14 protein-coding genes are annotated in these 16,345 nt (G+C 29.7%); all 14 read right to left on the minus strand.

What is annotated here, in order from left to right; all coding sequences use genetic code 11:
• Window positions 1–188: 188 nt before the first annotated feature.
• The 14 genes from J8L88_RS17510 to J8L88_RS17575 all read right to left on the minus strand — a co-directional run bounded on the left by J8L88_RS17510 (window position 189) and on the right by J8L88_RS17575 (window position 16,322).
• The gene (locus J8L88_RS17510; protein WP_211061425.1) at window positions 189–1,370 is read right to left on the minus strand and encodes an FAD-dependent monooxygenase; all 1,182 of its coding nucleotides are present in this window, start codon (window positions 1,368–1,370) and stop codon (window positions 189–191) included.
• 228 nt (window positions 1,371–1,598) lie between these two features.
• The gene (locus J8L88_RS17515) at window positions 1,599–1,859 is read right to left on the minus strand and encodes an Imm17 family immunity protein (protein ID WP_027391943.1); all 261 of its coding nucleotides are present in this window, start codon (window positions 1,857–1,859) and stop codon (window positions 1,599–1,601) included.
• Between the two features lie 145 nt (window positions 1,860–2,004).
• Window positions 2,005–2,589, minus strand: a complete 585-nt coding sequence (locus J8L88_RS17520) for a GrpB family protein (RefSeq protein WP_118385650.1) — start codon at window positions 2,587–2,589, stop codon at window positions 2,005–2,007.
• Between the two features lie 195 nt (window positions 2,590–2,784).
• The gene (locus J8L88_RS17525) at window positions 2,785–4,203 is read right to left on the minus strand and encodes a S41 family peptidase (RefSeq protein ID WP_211061426.1); all 1,419 of its coding nucleotides are present in this window, start codon (window positions 4,201–4,203) and stop codon (window positions 2,785–2,787) included.
• Window positions 4,204–4,309: 106 nt separating this feature from the next.
• Window positions 4,310–5,455, minus strand: a complete 1,146-nt coding sequence (locus J8L88_RS17530) for an AraC family transcriptional regulator (RefSeq protein WP_211061427.1) — start codon at window positions 5,453–5,455, stop codon at window positions 4,310–4,312.
• A 350-nt stretch (window positions 5,456–5,805) separates the two neighbouring features.
• A complete protein-coding gene (locus tag J8L88_RS17535) occupies window positions 5,806–6,519 on the minus strand; it encodes a hypothetical protein (RefSeq protein WP_211061428.1) in 714 nt (237 codons plus the stop codon).
• Between the two features lie 160 nt (window positions 6,520–6,679).
• On the minus strand, window positions 6,680–6,949 hold the full coding sequence (locus J8L88_RS17540) for a hypothetical protein (RefSeq protein WP_211061429.1): 270 nt from the start codon (window positions 6,947–6,949) through the stop codon (window positions 6,680–6,682).
• Between the two features lie 201 nt (window positions 6,950–7,150).
• Complete coding sequence (locus J8L88_RS17545; protein ID WP_091409098.1) at window positions 7,151–7,801, minus strand: Yip1 family protein; 651 nt, start codon at window positions 7,799–7,801, stop codon at window positions 7,151–7,153.
• Window positions 7,802–8,080: 279 nt separating this feature from the next.
• The gene (locus J8L88_RS17550) at window positions 8,081–8,779 is read right to left on the minus strand and encodes a thioredoxin family protein (protein WP_211061430.1); all 699 of its coding nucleotides are present in this window, start codon (window positions 8,777–8,779) and stop codon (window positions 8,081–8,083) included.
• Window position 8,780: 1 nt separating this feature from the next.
• Entirely contained in the window at window positions 8,781–9,296 is a 516-nt protein-coding gene (locus J8L88_RS17555) for a TlpA disulfide reductase family protein (protein WP_211061431.1), read from the minus strand.
• Between the two features lie 73 nt (window positions 9,297–9,369).
• Complete coding sequence (locus tag J8L88_RS17560; RefSeq protein ID WP_211061432.1) at window positions 9,370–10,266, minus strand: DUF2911 domain-containing protein; 897 nt, start codon at window positions 10,264–10,266, stop codon at window positions 9,370–9,372.
• A 67-nt stretch (window positions 10,267–10,333) separates the two neighbouring features.
• Window positions 10,334–11,590 carry a hypothetical protein gene (locus J8L88_RS17565; protein WP_211061433.1) on the minus strand — a complete coding sequence of 419 codons (1,257 nt, stop codon included), beginning with the start codon at window positions 11,588–11,590 and terminating at the stop codon, window positions 10,334–10,336.
• A gap of 139 nt (window positions 11,591–11,729) precedes the next feature.
• Window positions 11,730–14,924: an AsmA-like C-terminal region-containing protein gene (locus J8L88_RS23800; protein ID WP_211061434.1), complete on the minus strand. Its 3,195-nt coding sequence runs from the start codon at window positions 14,922–14,924 to the stop codon at window positions 11,730–11,732.
• A gap of 204 nt (window positions 14,925–15,128) precedes the next feature.
• Window positions 15,129–16,322, minus strand: a complete 1,194-nt coding sequence (locus J8L88_RS17575; RefSeq protein WP_211061435.1) for a serine hydrolase — start codon at window positions 16,320–16,322, stop codon at window positions 15,129–15,131.
• Between the last annotated feature and the right edge of the window lie 23 nt (window positions 16,323–16,345).

Genomic DNA, 16,345 nt, shown 5'->3' on the forward strand with positions numbered 1-16,345 from the left:
CTCCTAGTATCTCTAATATATTGACCATAGACTATTTCTGTATTCCTAACCAGATTAGTGATCAAAGAGCCAACTTAATATTTTGACAACAGAAATAATAACTAAAAATTATTATCACACGAACAAGTATGAGTTTAAAAAAATGACATAGAATAGAACCTTATTAGGGTTTGATAAATTGAGGAAAATTAGTTTTCATATAAACTGGTAGCAATAGTTTTATCCAATTTATACAATTCATACATCTGTTTTTTCATATAAGATTCAGGAGTGCTCTTAAGAATTAAGTTTCGAATGACTTCTATAAACCTATTTGTTATTGCGATTTTTGAGGTGAGTCTCGATTGTTTCACTAATTTTTCAACTTTTGTCTTTCTATAGGTATAGAGTTTATCAAAAGCTATTTCCGTATTATTAGTTTCTTTAATAAAATTTGACAAATAAAATGCATCTTCAATTGCTTGGGCACCTCCTTGTCCTAAATCTGGTGTCATGCTATGTGCAGCGTCCCCTATTAGGCAAATATTTCCTGAATTCCATTTATTTAGTAATTCTAAATCAGAAAGATCTCCTCTAAAAATTGTCTCGCTAGGTGTATTTTTAATAAGATCAGTTACCAATGGATCGTACTCTGAGAACATCCTTGTTAGAAGATTCTTTATAGTTTTCTTATCATCGGTCAAATTAGGCGCACTCAATTTAACAGCAAACCAATATACTTTCCCTTCGGAAATTTTAGATACCCCAAATTGTAATTTTTTACCCCATAAAGTAAAACCTACAGACTCTAATTGAGCGTCTAAATTATAGTTAGAAATACCTCTCCAACATGTTTGCCCTGAGTATCTTAATTTACTATTTGGAAATAATTGCTTTCTAATTTTAGAATTAATTCCATCTGCACCAATTATAGAATTAGTATTTACAACAGAGCCATCTCCAAAATGTAATTCATAAGATTTTTCCCGGTTCTCAAGGTATTTCTTAAATTCTTTCCCTAATCTAATATTTTCTTCCTGCACGTATTTATATAAAATCTGCTGTAGCTTTCCTCTATGAATTGCCATAGTAGTGTAACCGAATTTTTCTTGAACAAAATCTTGTTTAGAGTCTGATATCGGTTTTAACTTATGATTAGCTACCATAATCCGGTTAAAAGTATTTCCAGTATTCTGAATTTCCTGCAATAAACTAGGGCTAATCCATTCTAAAACTTGCAATGCATTTGGTGATAACCATATCCCCGCTCCTACTTCTTCTAAAGAAGCAGCTCTTTCATATAATGTATATGGAATCTTTAATTTATCAAAGGATAAGGCAGTTACTAACCCCCCAATTCCGCCACCGATAATCGATATGTTTTCTGTCATGAATTTATCTTTTTAACCTATCATATTATATTGAAGTTTCAACAAATTTTCTGTGCTCTTTACTTATTAATTTTTCTAACAAATCAAAAGAATCAACATAACTTACTAAGCTACCATTAGATGAAATAAATTTTCCATTATGGATCACCGAAATTTTGCTATCATCCACTACTTCCAAGTTCGGATATTTCCTTTTTAGATATTCTCCACCATCAACATATGTAATTATTACCCCATAAAATAAAGAAAAAACCCACAAAAACCTGCAAGAGTTCCTAATACGTAAACAACCCCTATGAATACTCTAAAAGTTTTATGACCAAACATATTATAAAACATTCTTTGATTTCCACTTTCTGGGTCAATTGCCCAATTCTTATTTTTTACTGTTCCAATGAACAAAACAAGAAAAACAATACCAATGACAAGGTATATAAACTCTGGAAACTCCGTGAAAAAATCTTTTATGTTATTTAATATTTTCTCCACTATTATTTATCAGAATATTATTGTTATGAATATATTGACAATGTCGTTGCACAAGAAATTTAATGTTTAAAAAAATCATAGTTCGTGTTTTGTACAAAATAAATTTTTGATTTTCCAACGAACTAGCAACTCTCTTTTTATGTAATTATGCTTTAGTGTTTTCTTTTATAATGTTCAAAGTTTCATTTACAAAATCCGTTTTACCAAGAACATAAGAACCCCTATCATTTTTAAACTTAGATGCTAATTCTAATTTCAAACTTTCATATTCTTTTGCACGTTTATTGTTAGCGTTTAGATAATCTCTGAAGTCAATTTGTTTCCACATTACATTATCTTTCGGACACATATGGATATGAAAAATTTGTTCTTTAGTTCCATCTAAATTATATCCTTTTCCGAATGAAGAATACTTTTCGATATTTTCTCTTGCAGGAACTTCGAAATGTGAATAACCTAATTCTATAAATTGATCTATTAATTGTCTATCGAATAATAGTTCTTTAGGAATTTCGATCATTAAATCAATATATGGTTTAGATTTTATTGTAGTAATTGATGAACTACCAAAATGTTCTATTCGCAATATTTTTTCCTTTCCTACTCTATCTAAAATCCGTTTTTTTTCGTTTTCATAAATGTTTTTCCATTCGGGATTATGCTCAACCAATTCAATTGGAAAAAGCGTATTCCAATCTTCTTTGGTTAAATCATTTAAAGTCTTTTTCATTAGGTATCTATTTTTAGTTCATTTTAAAACGCCAATATAGGTATCTTAAAAAGATTAAATGTTACCATACTTTTCTGTTTTCTATATATTGATTAGTAACTTTAAATTCTACAAAAAATACATTCACCTAAAAATACGATAAGCAGTTAATTAAATACACATTAACAGCCACACTATTTTAATGATTACCTTGGATTAATCTCTTCTACCTTTAGTAATATCTTTTAAATCTCTATGGATAATCAATAACAATTCTTTCAATATTTCATCGACGTCATCCAACAAATGATCTTTGATTTTAATTTCGGGGATTACACCTTTGTCTTCCTTTTTAGAATTAACACGCTCAATTAAACCTTTAGACACATCTATTATTATGTCTGTTTCCGGTAATTTATAGCTGAAAATTGAAGCATATAAATTGGCATATTCCGCTGTTTCTTCTCCTACGATGGTTCCAAAGTTATAATCCTGTATTTGAGCTGCTGTAACAGTAGATTGTGAATAAGACTGCCGATTCACTAACACATAGACCTTACCTTTAAAACGTTTTAATTCAGGTTGTGGTTCATAAAACCCAAAATCATAATTATATATTTTTCCATTTTTATGTTCTAGTACAGATCTCCAAAAAGCTTCGGTTGTATCTTTGGTTTGTCGTACATGTTCTTTTAGTAATTCACTAGTTTTAAGTTGAAATTTTGAAAACCACTTAAAAGGTTTATTCGCAATATAAGACACCATATAATCACTAAATGAATCATTTCCACCTGGATTATTTCTTAAATCAATAATAAGATTTTTTGTTTGGCTTTTTTTAATTTCAATAAAGGCAGAATCTATAAACTTTCTATAGTCATCCTCATTACCTGCAAAACTACCAGGGTTTAAATAAGCTGTCTTTGACTTAAATCTAAATACTCTTTTGTGATTTATTATATCATCCCGTTGCATTTCAAAATCTTCCAAGGCTTTTATGGCATCTAAACGTATTTCTTTTTGCTTGCCTTCTATAAAAAGTTCTATGTTAAAAACTTTTTGTTCTCCAAAAACTTGCCAATAGAATCTTGACAGCGTTAAAGACTCAATTTGTGCATTCTTTAAATAGGATCTTTCAGCTGAAATCTGAGGATAGATTTTTTGCAAAACCTCTTCAATTGATCTGCCATTAATACTTTTCAATTCAGCACCGATTTTAATGTCCTTTTTTGACCAGTTTTTTCTAACCAAAGCTTTTCCATCTTCAAAGGCAATCTCTAATGGAAAAATGGTGCCCCCAGATTGGACGTATTCCATATATATAGAACCTGGGAACACAATTCTAGTATGGGCATTGTTTGCTGCAGATATAACTTTTTGTAATAGTGATGTTGTTTCAAGAAGATTAAAAGAGTCTTTTTTTATTTCACTTCTTACAATTTGATAATTTCTCTCAAAATCATCTTTTGATGTATATGCATATAAGTTAAAATGTGTGTTTTCTAATGAGTGGTACAAATAATCTAAATCACTAAGAACTTGTCCTTTTTGAAAATTTGTAGTTGCTTGTTGAGCATTTATAGTTCCATAAAGAAGTATAAAAATTAAGGGAATAATTGTTATGTTTTCTTTCATTAATTTTTGGATTAAGCACCTTTAATCACATCTTACATAAAGAATAATCGATGCTATTTTAATTGTTTAAGCCGCAATATTAATCCCTAAAAAATTATTAATCGTCCTACTGCTTCTTTTCGGACGTATTTTCAATTCCCTTAAGATATTGACTTGGAGTCAACTGTGTTGTTTTCTTAAAAACATGGTTAAAAGTAGATTTTGAATTAAAACCACATTCATATGCAAGACCTAATAATGATAGTTTGTCTTTATCAGAAGATTTTAAACGTTCTTTAAATTCTGCTACACGATAAGAATTGATTAAATCATAAAAGTTTTTTGAACAATTTTGATTAATCTTTAATGAAACTATCTTGGGCTTCATTTGTAGTAATTCGGAAAGCTTAGTTAAGTTTATGTCCGTACTCAAATAAGGCTTTTCATTTTGCATTAACTGTTCCAATTTTTCAATAAATTGAGTGTCTTTTTTTATTGGTTTTTTTACCTTTTCGGATGTATCCACTAAAACTTTCAACGCCAAAGATGATTCTTGTTTTCTAAGGTATCCTTTAAAAGCGATCCAGGTACAGAGTATGGAGAGAACAACGAATGTAGGAAGAAAGTAATATTCTCTAAGGCTTCTATCAAAAACAAATCGATCAATTTCTGTTATGATATTCCATAGAATAAAAAATGATGCATAAATAAGTATAGGGATTTTTAACCAGTCAAATGAATGCTTATCCAACTTAGCATAATATTGCTTTAGTAAAACTTGGTGATTAAAGAGTAACCGTAATGATATAATACTGTAGGTAATGATAGAAATAACACCTATCCATTGTTCTATTAAATATACATAACTTATACTAGGAATGGGGTTTTCATACAAACCATCCGCTCCATTTCTATAAATTGATGTTCTATAAAAAATAAACTCTAAAACCAACGGTAAGAAATGAATAAGATGTTGTTTTGAAAATTTAAATGATGTATCCGTAACACTTTTAGTATAAAAATACAGTGCAGGACCAATACCATAAAGCATTTCTAGCTGAACATATCTAAAAACATCAAGCATATTATGATCTTTCAAAACATTAACTAAGACAATATTTAATGCCATAATAGCATAAAAAAAAGTCAACATCGCTAAAAACTTCTGAGCTAATATTTTTGGGCGTTTAAAAAATATCATGGCGCTTAGTACTATCGCCTGTAGTGCAAAAACACTAATAATCGTAAATAAAATAGAGTTTGATGTAATCATTTACAGCATTACTTATAAAGATATCTGTACGTCATTATTTTCGTGAACAAATTAATGCTTGAATACAAACTCAAGATTTTATATAACTAAGGTCTAATATAATTCATTTTTCTTGGTTGAGTTTACCTTTTTCTTCACTCATAACTTATCCACTTTATGTTCATGTAAATATTCAATCGTACTAAAAACCTAATTAATCATTTAGATATATTGATAGTATGCACGGTGCTAGCATATGTTTTTAGTTAGGCTATTTGAGTTACGAAAATTTCCCAAGTAGGGTTCATATTGTTACATCCTATTTTAATTTTTGTTAAGTCATTTCTTAATTATAGATATTGTAGTACACGTTATGGCAATATTTCCGGCCCCAATATGTTCATCCAAAAAATGAATCCAAATACTCCTCCCAAAAATCCACCTAAAATAAATGTAAACCTCAATTGTTTAGGGACAACTTTAAGCAGAACAAACATAGTTACTAATAATCCTATAATTCCTAAAGAAAAAGAAACAGTACCATTCCATAAATTTAATAGCTCAGAGATTTTTTTTTCATCTCCTCCAAAGTAACTCCCATCAGGTTTAATCAATTCACTCCCGATTGACATTGTCAAATTAAAAACTTCTCTTAACCAGAATAATGATAGAAAAATAGCTAACCAGTCTAAGAATTTTAATTGGTAATCATTACTTTTTTTTCTCCTCCAACAAATAATCATCAAACCTACAATCCCAGTAACGGTAGTTTGTAAAGGACCTCCCATTCTGACTAGTAAAATGTCATTTGTCAATTTCTTTACACCTTCTTCATACTCCTTTTTATCCACAAAGTCAGTTCCCTGATCAATCTCTATCTTATTTTGATTATATATTTCAACAATTTTCTTCTTAAAATCCGAATTATCATAACTCATACTTCCATAATGAAGCGTAGTTTGATAGCCTAGTGATTTTGCTATAAGAATATGTCCGAATTCGTGACTTACAGTTCCAATTATTGTAAATAAGACAAACCCAAGTGTAATAAACATCAGATATTTTATATCAATCGATATCTTCATTTAAACAAGCTATAACGTTTCAAATACTTTTCCATCAAAATAAATTATTTCGTAACTATAGATACTTCCTGATCAAATTAATGTGCTTTTCAGTTTTAAAGCATTGTTTCAAATACCTTTACATATATTGCTTTCCGTTACAAATTAATTGATAATTGATTTATTTATACTTTTCAATTTCTTGTTTAAGTGCCTCAATGTGTTCATTTCCGCTGAAGAAACCCTTAAAAAATTTGCTTTTAGGAAGGAAATATACTTTCTCAATTTTCCCTGACTTAATATATTTCATTTTAAAAGGAAAATCATCAAAAAGGAAAGTACGTTTAACATCTTTAATATCTGCTATTGGGATTAAAAATTTAGAATTAAAACTTCCTATTATTAATGACTCTTCATTCCAATAAACCGTTTTAAGTTTTGTAATACCCATATTCCGTAAGATAAAGAAACAAATAATCAACAAAGTTAACATTACCAAACTTGTTTTAAAATCAAATATGAATAGCAAAATAAAGCACACAATTGATAAAGTAATGAACTTTACAATTACAGCTATTTGAAACACTTTCGTGAAATCTGAAGATAATTTATTATTCATATCCTGTTTAATATTTACTTATTTAATGTTTTATCAAATTTGAAAAATCAAGATAATAATAACTATAGGAATCATGAAAACAAAAAAGGGTAATAATAGATTCAAAATTGTTTTTCCAATTGATAATTTTTGAACTTCGGAGACACCAACAACACAAAAGATAATTGTCCAAATCCCTAAAATAAATTCTAAAATTAAAGCTCCATAAACAAAGATATTCGAAACAAGTCCAGCACTTACTATATCTCCATTGGATTTAAACATTTCATTACCATATATTCCTATTTGCGGTATGAGAAAAATCAGTCCTATTACTGCAGGAATCATAGCATAGGAGATAATTCGTAAAATAGATTTTGTATCGCCTTGACCTTTTATCCATTTTCCCGTCCAACTAAGCAATGCTGAATAAATATAATATGATATCCATCCCAAAAGCCCACCAAAAAAAACACAAAAACCTATTATAGCAAATAGAGACATTGTATCTCCAGTATCCTTTAAAGATGCTCTATCAAATGCTCTAGAAATTCCTGCAAAGAACAAAAGAATATTTACATATTTATCATACTGATTGTCATTTATAAATTTAAAAACTGTTCTTGGAGAAGTCCAAATTTTTACAAAAATGTCTTTATCTGTTAAACTCTGACTATTTTCAGAATCTGTTAACTCATTATTCATTTAATTCCTAATTTATATGTAAGTGTCATAACACAGGTAAATGTTACTCAGTTTTCTTATTATTTCCGCATACTAGTTCCTTTTAGTTTTAAACTAGTTAAGCATAAACATATCAAACAGAATCTATAACTCTTTTATGTGATTACTTACTTATATTATCCCTAATAACAGACTAATACTAGCGAGGGAATAAAATATTTACTAAAAAAAATAGCGACTCGAATTAAAACTCGAATCGCTATTTCTCTATAAATGGTATTATAAAATAGTTTACTCTACTTAAATCGCTTTAACAGGGCATCCTATAGCTTTAGTAAAATTCACTTTTGGTTTTTCACCTTTTTGAAGTGCTTCTATAGCGTTTTCAAGATATTTTACCTTCACATCATTAGCAGATCTTGCGTTATCGTCTATAGTTCCTATATACTGTACTTTTCTTTCTTTATCTAAAAGAAAAACATGAGGAGTCCTTACAGCCCCATATTTTGGAAATACATTATGTTGTTCATCCGCTAGATATACAAAAGGGAACTCTTTTTCTTTGGACCTACTTTGCATCGCTTTGAAATTTTCTTTTGTATTACCTTCATTGATATTTGGATTAATTGCTACTACAGCATAACCTTCTGGAGCGTATTGATTATGAATTTGAATTAATCGATCTTCATACATTTTTGCAAATGGGCACTCATTACAAGTAAAAACTACGATGTAACCTTTTGCATTATCGATATCTGATAAAGAAAACATAGTACCGTCCACATTTTTAAGACTAAAATCAGATGCGGTCTCTCCTATTTTATATCCTCCTATTTCTTCTAGTGTTTTTGTTTGTTCTGGACCGTGCCCTCCTCTTGGAGGACCTTTGCGCTCACCATTTGGCGGAGGACCTTTCCTGTCTTGAGCGTATACATTATTGGTGACTAAAAAACTGCACAAAATTAGAATTACTACTAAAGTGATATTACTTTTTTTCATCTTATTTACTATTTATGGTAGTATTAATTACTTTTTCTAAATCTTTAACATCTTCAAAAGATCGTTCATGATAAGATCTCTCTTTATTATTGAATATTATTGTAAAAGGAATAGCTCCAGACCAATTTGGGTCAATTTTATTTATCCAACTATTTGCATCTGGATCGCTTAACAAAACAACTTTTGATGAGATTCTCTTTTTCTCCAAAAAAGGTTTAAGTTTTTTTTCAATGTCTTCTGGAAAATCAAGACTTACCAAAATCAATTCTACATCAGGATTATTTTTTTCATATTCCTGAAAAACAGGTAACTCTTTAACACATGGAGCGCACCACATAGCCCAAAAATTAATAATATGAGTTTTATTAGTTTTGGTGTATAACAGAGGTTCCAATGAATCAAAGTCATATATAGGAATATCCAACTCATCTACGTTTTCAAGTACGACATCTGAGTTAGTTTTGGTAGTAAATCCAAAAAACAGAAAAGGAATAATTAAAAGAATACTTTTATGCATTAACAGGTAATTTAGTCTTTAGACTAACTGTTTACAAAAAGGTTTAATTTGTAGCAAAAATATTTATAGAGTTTTATTGTTTACCCCATGCTTTAATATTTTCTGTATTCGTATTGATATAATATTCACTTTTTATTTTTTCTGCAATGATTAGAGATTGTCTTGCAGATTTTATGGCTTCTTCCTTTTCATCTAAATCGTATAATATTTGAGATTTCAAATAGTAATTATATGCTAATCGCTGATCTTCTAGGTTTGCATTTTTAAGCCATAATTCGAAAGACATTCCTTTCTCCTCAATTTCAATTGACTTTTTAATTGTTGCAAGTGCTTTTTTACTATCCTTTTCTTTATCGAAATATATATAAGCTGCTAAACTATATTCTCGTGAAAGAGAAGTGTTCTTTTTAGAAAGGTAATTTTTTAAAATTTTATCTGTAGGTATTTTTATAGGTACTGCTATTTTTATTTTTTCCCAAGAAATGTTCAAGATTGCGGCATTGGCGGTCAAATTATCAAATGTTATTCCCAAAGTTTCTATTTCTTTATCTAACTTTATCACAGGAACGTTAAGCTGCACAATACTATTTTTAGGGTTAAATGTATCTGGCACACCATATTCATCTATTTCGGCATGAAAATATACATCCCATGTATCAACCGATGGCTTCGTAAAAATAGTATATGTTCCAGGAGCCACTTCGACATCTCCTATTATAACATAATCAGAGAAAACTATTTTAGTATTCTTATTTGCTCCGGTACGCCAAACTTTATCATACGGTTCTAGAGCCCCAAATATTTTTCTTCCGCGCATCGAAGGACGTGAATATTCTAAAGAGACATCTACAATTCCTATTTTAATTTCTGTTTTTTGAAACGGACTTAATTTGGGGTTTGTTAATTTCGAAATTTGTGCCGTTAAGGTCGCAGTAAACAATATACTTACAAGTAAAAGAGCATTTTTCATTTATTATATATTTCTTTATGTATACCCACTAGAAACCGATTAGTGATGATTGAGGTTTATTATAATGCTAATATTTACTTAGATTCAATATAGTATCGTCATACTCATTTAATCCCTTCCGTGTTTGGTTTATATTATCTATTATTCTGTTTAATAAATTTCCTTCAATATGTTTTAAAATAATTATTACTTCTTTTTCAGATTGTTCATTAGAATTATCTGTTTCACCAAAAAATCGAATAAGAGATTTTTTAATAATTACTTTCGTGATTTTAACATTAGAAAATTTAATTTTATCAAAGTGTGTTGCAGAAAATTCTAATCGAACTCTATTATTATTTTGATCAATAATATCTCTATATCTATTTTTCACTAACGATTGATTGATATTATAATCAATAAAAACTTCGTTATCTAAGCCCACTCTTAACATCTCGGATAATTCAACTGAATTTCCTGAATTTATATAAATAACCCAATCCACAAGTCCTCTTACCAACTCATTATCATTATTATACAAAAAAGATAATTGTTTAGGAGGGAAACTAGAGTAAACATAAGTAAGTCCGTCTACACTATTAGTAGTTATCTTAATTTTCTCTAGATTTCCAGTCTTAATAGAAGCTCTTTCCTTCTTTTTTAGTTTTATAAGTGTTTCTTGATTCTTTCTGCTGGTAGATCTAATTCTATCATGAGCACCATATCCACCACCCCGCTCCATAATTTTCTTCCACTGTTTATTTGTTATGCCATCAGCTCCAATACTTTCTTCAAAAATCTGAGAGTTACTTTTATTCTTTTTTGTATCACTTTGTTTTGGTGAGTAAGGATTTCCTACATCATTTCTAAATAAAATAATTTGATCACAGTAAGCATCTGCATATATAATAGCATTTTTAAAATCATTCCAATTTAAAAAAAGCAGTGTTTCTTTATTATTAATTAATTTATTACTAGCCTCTTTTAAGTTTAATAATGTATTCTTTCTCATTTCATCAAATGAGGTTTCTCCCTTATTTAGTTTAGATTTCTCTACTTTATCCGAAACAGAATTGATAATATTTTCAGACATTTGATAAGCATCTTCTAATAACAATCTAGGTAATTTTCCTGAATAAAAATTAGTACTCAACTCATCACTCAGTAAACTATCAGTTACCCAATAGTATTTGTAACCTAGGTCATCTATTATTTTTGCAATAATGCTTCTTTCAGAGTTCTTCTTATACGTTACCTTTTCATAATATGGTAATTGTGCCGCGGTATATTGAATAGGTAATAAATAAAATATGAAAAGATAAAAAGCTTTTTTCTTTTTTAACATCTTACATTATTAACTTTATTTTCAATTAAATTTAATAGTCTGAATTATAAAATTTAGTATTCTGTGTATTTTCTATGATAGATATTAAATCAAAAAAAAATCCATAGTTTATCTTAAATGAAATTATAAAAACCTGCTATTATTTTTGTTTTTTCTTACCTAATGAAACCTTATAATCATCAATACTTCCTTTGATTTTTAGGTTAAGGTATTTTACTTTTTCGTCCGGATCCACCTCTACAATCTCGTCTTCTTGCTCCTGACTAATAACGGTATCTTGTTTTTTTCCAAATAACTTTTGCCAAGAAGCTTTTCGCACAGTTTTCCAAGGAATTCGTATGTAATAATCAATATTTTGATTACTGTCATGCGAACCAGAGAATTCCATATGCCCCAAAGTAGATTCGATCCGCATAGCAGGAATATTGATCTTCCCTTTATTTATATCCAAGCTGTTTTGTAAAGTATCAAATCGAATATTTTGTAAGTTTTTATCTCCCATATAGTCAGAAAGCGCAAGCATTGGATCATAATTTTTTAATCTTCCATTTAGTACTTTCACATCCATTTCTATGGTAGATTGATCAAGATCAGGTACCATATCTGGATATACTCTAATCTTACCTTTAATTCTAGATGTAAGTTTTCCTTGTAGATTTTCGGAAACGAGATGATCTTGTCCAAAATTTTCAAACTTGAACAGTAGTTTATCTAAATCTACATTATTCATAACCAAATCTGGTTGCATATAAATATGTTCTGGATCGCTACCATTAAAATACCCACTTAATCGAATATTTCCTCCAGCTGCATCCATATCTAAGGTATCTATATAAATATAATGATTGGGTGTTGTTCTGATATCCGCTTTAATATTTTGAAGATCTATTCTATGGTAAATAAAGTGGGTGATATCTGCCTTAAATTGCATATCCGTAAACGGCAACTCATATAAATTAAAAGCTTCTGCATGTTCTTTTACATCAGCAGTTGTTGAAGTCACAACTTCTGTTGATTTTGGAGAGCTCACATCAAAGTTAAAAAGCGCATCATAGTCAATATAATTTGCTTTTACTGAGAGGTAATTATCTCTTTTCTTTATCTTCTCATCCTCACCTAAATAGTAATTAAGATCAAAATTAAAATTAGTAGTTCCTATTTCGCCATGAAAATCTTTTATTACCAAGTGTTCATCTTCATAATGGATATTTCCTCTAAAATTATCAAAGCGTAGTGGGTGCAATTCCATTTTTGTATCCAATTTGTCTAAAGCTAAGTCAATGGAATGCAAAGCAGAATCTCTATAATGCATACTAGAAGTAAGGTGCAATGCCAAATCATCAAAAATTTCATGTCGATACTCTTCAGGAACATAATTTTCTCCCTTATACGAAAAAACATCTTCTAACCTTAACTTTTTAGAAGTAAGGTTGATATCTAAATCAACATCTCCATTAAGTTGGGATTGCATCCAAAAAGCATACTCATGTATAAGCCCATCAAAATGAAAATCACTATCATCTATATATCCTGTAAAATCAACTATTTTGAGATTCTTATCATCTATTAACACATCTGCATGAAAATCATGTAGTTTATGTGGATAATGCTTTAAATCTGCATATAGGCTATCGATAAAAAATTCACCTTTTGGTAAATATTTAGATTCTGTAAAATCTTTTGCAGAAGCTTTAAAAGAAAGGCCTAAACTCAATTCTTTTATTTGTTCATCAAAACCAGTTTTGGTAGTATCCTGTGCTGAAAAACCAGTTAATTCGGCAATATCTAAATACTTAGAAACTATATCCAAATGAACATCTACTGGGATGTTCGTATGATGTACAATTGCAGGTAAATCCGAAAGAAAACCACTTACAGATAGATCTGACTTCCCCATCAACAGTTCAAACTTATTTAGAGTTGCTTCTTTACCATTCATTACTAAATTTACATTCAGATCGTGCAATGGAGCTGGAAGATCTTTGGCTATTAAACTTAAGTCTTTTACAATCAATTCTGTAAAATACGCTTGATTCAGTTTCTGTAAAGCCTTTTCGGGTTCATCAATATCTATAATATCGTGAAAATTCATTTTCAATGAAACCTCTCCTGAAGCATCTTCTACCTGCTCCAGTTCAAAAAATTCTGTAATAAAATTGAGATTAAAATTTGAATTTATTTTCATATCCACTTCTGGAGATTCAAAATTCTTCACAAAAATAGACCCTTCAAATTCTCCCTTTTCTAAAGATGCAGTCATATCCGTTAACGAAAACTCCATCGTACTTACATCTCTATTTTTTCCATTTGTAAAATGACCATTAAATCCCATATTATCAATCTTCTTCCCTCTTTTAGTATTTTCTAGGAAAGCTTTCCCAGCTCCGAAATTGGCGCGAACAAAAGGCGTATTTCCTTTATTAGCAGGCCCTTCAATCTTAGCGTTAAAATAAATTTCACCAGCGTTTCTGTATTTCTCTAGTACAGGTATAACATCTGTTGGAGCAAAAGCAATCAACATATCAAAATTAGGCTTTGTTCCTTTTATAGAAAGGTTTAGATCTACATCATTCTTCGTATCTATTGATCCTTCTAGCTCAAAATCACCATTTTCCATAACAATCCCAGAAGGTTCTACGTCAAGAATTCCAGTATATTCATTAAATAACACATCTGTATGCACTTCAAAATGTTTATTATGAATGAAAGTGGTATCTCCATCTTTGATCACATTCAACTCAAAGTGGGTATCTATATGTCCAGCGATGATACTATCTTTTTGGCTAAAACCACCGGTACCAGCGTACATGAATTTTTCGACATCTGTATTTGTAGCCTCATCTAGAGTATGGATGTCTAGACTTTTAAATCTAATTTTTTTTAGATGAATATTAGTGGATGGTGTTTCTGTTTTAGAAGTACTCGCTAAGGAGTTTTGAATATTCGTCGTATTATTCTCATGAATTACAATATTAAAAACACCTTCTTCTATAACTAAAGACTGAATGTCATAATTTCCTTTTACTATATCCCATAGATTAAAACCAATGTATATATCTTTTACATCCATAATGATGGGTGCATTATCTTCTTTAGTTTCAAAGATTTTTACATCATATACTTTAATAGAAATGTATGGAAAGTTACTAAAAAGAGATAATTCACTTTCACCAACACTAATAAGACCTTTGTGTTCTTTGTTTAGTTTTGCTATCTCCCCTTTAATAATTTCGGATTGATTATTCTGAATATATAATATGAGGGCTCCAATTACCACAATTGGGACTACGATTAATCCTAATAAAATTCGTTTCCAGAATTTCTTAATTTTCACAACAGCGGTCTTTTAGGGTTAACAAAAGTCTTTGACGTTAAAAGTAACGAATTCGTATGAAAAAATCTTATTTCGCATACGAATTCCTATATGGTTTAACAGCATTTTTTATCTAGCTTATGTAGCATAAAAAATCTATTACTGTTTTATTAAATAAATAATTACTAAACATAAGCCCTGCAGAGTAATCTTCACACCTCCCTCCTACTTATCATAAGGCATAAAGTTCTCCCAATACCAAGGCATCCAAGTATCGCCCATCGCAACTTCTAGTAATTCTTTAAAAATACTTTCGGCATTGGAACTGTTGGACATGATTATAATTCCTAAATCTTGTGATGGATAAAATACGGTATAATGTTCCCAACCCTTAATATGTCCCTCTTTAAAAACTGCTTTTCCGAATGGTGTTTTATAAGTTCCAAATCCTAGGGCATAGCTTAATTCAATATCACTGTTTTCTGTCGTTTTTATCAATCGATTTTTACCAAATTGTTGCTTAGACTCAATTCTTATTTGTGGTTTAAAAAACTCCTCATACGTTGTTTCACTCAGTCCCTTTTGGGCTAACATTACTTGTATAAACTTGGTGTAATCCTCTGGTGTTGTATCCATACTACCAGCAGCATATTCTTGATTTCTTTTTATTCGTTTTAAGGTTTTTCTTTTCTTGTAGTGACCAACCGCATAGTTCATATCAAATCTTTTTTGCCAAAGAAAACTTGTCATATCCATCTTAAATGGTTTAAAAACGTATTTTTCTGCAAGTTGCTCTAGATTAGTTTTAGTGATTTGTTCTACAACAAACTGAAGCAATTGAATACCTTCTCCTGAATAACTATAAAAAGTTCCTGGTTCCAATTCGATCTCCAGCGGGTTTTCCATATCAATCCCTGATTTAGTGATATATCTCCAGTTTGGAAACCCAGTAATATGCGACAAACACATTCTTGCGGTAATTTTCTCATATCTTTTATCGGTTTCTAAATCTTTAAAACCTTCATAACTTTGAGCAAATTCATAGGAATATAAAGGGTTATCTAAATATTCTACTAAAGGTTTGTCTAAATCAATCTTTTCTGCATCTACTAATTTCATAACAATAAATGCAAAAAGTGGTTTACTAAGAGAAGCAGCATAAAAATTATGTGAAGTTTTTAGTTCTTGCTTATCTTTTAAATTTCTGGAACCGTACGCTTTCTGAAATAGAACACTGTCTTTAGTAACTATTGCAATTGTAAGACCGTGTACATTTCCAGCATTTTTTAAATGCATAATTTTATTGTCTAAAACTGAGGTAGAGATTACTGAATTATCTATTCTTTTGATAGATTGAGCATCAATATTAAAACTAACGACTAGAAATAAGAATGAAATGAAATATCGTGTTCTGACCATTGTTAAAACCTATTTTAGATTCC

It is taken from the genome of Aquimarina sp. MMG015 (assembly GCF_018100855.1).
Taxonomy (GTDB): Bacteria; Bacteroidota; Bacteroidia; order Flavobacteriales; family Flavobacteriaceae; genus Aquimarina; species Aquimarina latercula.

Excerpts from the sequence above, each read along its gene's own strand:
- J8L88_RS17510 (WP_211061425.1), bottom strand. The coding sequence starts at position 1,370 with ATGACAGAAAACATATCGATTATCGGTGGCGGAATTGGGGGGTTAGTA.
- J8L88_RS17520 (WP_118385650.1), bottom strand. The coding sequence starts at position 2,589 with ATGAAAAAGACTTTAAATGATTTAACCAAAGAAGATTGGAATACGCTT.
- J8L88_RS17525 (WP_211061426.1), bottom strand. The coding sequence starts at position 4,203 with ATGAAAGAAAACATAACAATTATTCCCTTAATTTTTATACTTCTTTAT.
- J8L88_RS17530 (WP_211061427.1), bottom strand. The coding sequence starts at position 5,455 with ATGATTACATCAAACTCTATTTTATTTACGATTATTAGTGTTTTTGCA.
- J8L88_RS17535 (WP_211061428.1), bottom strand. The coding sequence starts at position 6,519 with ATGAAGATATCGATTGATATAAAATATCTGATGTTTATTACACTTGGG.
- J8L88_RS17540 (WP_211061429.1), bottom strand. The coding sequence starts at position 6,949 with ATGGGTATTACAAAACTTAAAACGGTTTATTGGAATGAAGAGTCATTA.
- J8L88_RS17545 (WP_091409098.1), bottom strand. The coding sequence starts at position 7,801 with ATGAATAATGAGTTAACAGATTCTGAAAATAGTCAGAGTTTAACAGAT.
- J8L88_RS17550 (WP_211061430.1), bottom strand. The coding sequence starts at position 8,779 with ATGAAAAAAAGTAATATCACTTTAGTAGTAATTCTAATTTTGTGCAGT.
- J8L88_RS17555 (WP_211061431.1), bottom strand. The coding sequence starts at position 9,296 with ATGCATAAAAGTATTCTTTTAATTATTCCTTTTCTGTTTTTTGGATTT.
- J8L88_RS17560 (WP_211061432.1), bottom strand. The coding sequence starts at position 10,266 with ATGAAAAATGCTCTTTTACTTGTAAGTATATTGTTTACTGCGACCTTA.
- J8L88_RS17565 (WP_211061433.1), bottom strand. The coding sequence starts at position 11,590 with ATGTTAAAAAAGAAAAAAGCTTTTTATCTTTTCATATTTTATTTATTA.
- J8L88_RS17575 (WP_211061435.1), bottom strand. The coding sequence starts at position 16,322 with ATGGTCAGAACACGATATTTCATTTCATTCTTATTTCTAGTCGTTAGT.